The sequence below is a fragment of the Vibrio sp. Vb0598 genome, from assembly GCF_033338935.1.
Taxonomy (GTDB): Bacteria; Pseudomonadota; Gammaproteobacteria; order Enterobacterales; family Vibrionaceae; genus Vibrio; species Vibrio alginolyticus.
Map to the genome: position 1 here is coordinate 1 of NZ_JAWOTP010000120.1, position 1,396 is coordinate 1,396.

3 protein-coding genes are annotated in these 1,396 nt (G+C 46.3%); all 3 read left to right on the forward strand.

Annotation, left to right across the window (positions count from 1 at the left end):
- A partial coding sequence (locus R7Q38_RS23395; protein ID WP_318114467.1) for an LruC domain-containing protein occupies positions 1-534 on the forward strand: 534 nt, incomplete at its 5' end.
- Between the two features lie 11 nt (positions 535-545).
- Complete coding sequence (locus R7Q38_RS23400) at positions 546-998, forward strand: hypothetical protein (protein WP_180766809.1); 453 nt, start codon at positions 546-548, stop codon at positions 996-998.
- A gap of 141 nt (positions 999-1,139) precedes the next feature.
- Positions 1,140-1,396 (forward strand): hypothetical protein (locus R7Q38_RS23405; protein ID WP_318114469.1); only part of this gene is annotated, 257 nt, incomplete at its 3' end.

Sequence of the window (1,396 nt, forward strand, 5' to 3'; positions counted from 1 at the left end):
TTGGAAACTATCTCGGAAGAGGCCATTTTCATCATCAGCGATGATCTCAACCAATACACGCAAAGCAATTGTACCTACTTCCGAACTCAATCAGGATGTGATGACAACGTTGCTTTCTCTTTTACGTTGACGGTTTATTTTAAGGAAGGCTCCGACCGCTCTGGCTTACAAGCCATGCCTTACGACCCATTTATCTTTGCAACACCAAACACTTACCACGGTGACGGTATTACCTTCCAACCAGGCCGAAAATGGGAAGTACACCTACCGGATCAAGCGCCAACCGAGCAGTTTGATGATACCAACTTATATGGACTCGGGGTTGATGCAAGTGATCCTGTACAAGGTACGTACTTCAAAACCAGCAACAACCTACCTTGGGCTCTGCTGATTGTTGAGGACTGGGAGTGGCCATTGGAAAACGTAGACTTGGTTGACGCGTATCCACAATTTGCCACTTACGCTGAATCAACCGGCAGTCAAAATGCTAACTGGCATGCCTCACCAAAAGCAAACAAATGCTACATTCCATAGGAGACCACATTATGAAAAATTTAATCACAATCATCATGGGATTAGCGTTAACAGCCTGCGGCGGTGGAGGTGGCGGCGGTGATAAAAGCGGTGACAGTTCAACGCCTCCCCCAACTCAGACCACCATCGTGGTCGAAGAACCAAGCATGCAAACGCTGAACGTACCAGATGGCTACGACTACGATCCGATCGTCGCTCGTGCTCTATCTGTTGACATTAGTGGCTACTCTTCACAACGCGCGCACCTTAGTGTCTATAAAGAGTATCAAGCGATGACTTCAGGTACCTATCAAGCGAAATACGCAAGCAAAGTAGCTTCTGAAGCACTCATCAACGGAAAAGCCGAAATGAATTTTCCGGTCTCCGATAGCCAAGGAAATCTATTAGTCGAAGTTTGGTTTTATGACGGTTCAGACCCCGTGCAGCACGTGATATCAGCACAAGATTCATCTTGGCGCCTGTAAGCATTAATGTCATGAATAGCAAACAAACCTAAACCTCTTAGAGATGTTAAATATCAGCAAAAATCGCATCGTTCTTTGAACATGCGATTTTTTTATTGTAAAACAATAGGCTTACGCTAGCCTAAACGGGTGGAACTCAACTTGGATAACCCCATAACTTACATTTTGGTCTTCATCGGTTCGATTGCTCTGCTCCTTTTACTTTTGTGGGGCTCACCCACCAGCGAAAAAACCTTATCAGCGACCGTCATCAGCAACACTTTGACTCAGTCTTTAGACGGGCAACGACGTTACCTGACGATAGACGCTCCTGATATCGAACAACAACGCGTCGCCGTTCCGATAACAACTGACTGTGCGATCGGTTCGACAGCCACATTTAGGCAAGCGACAAGCTC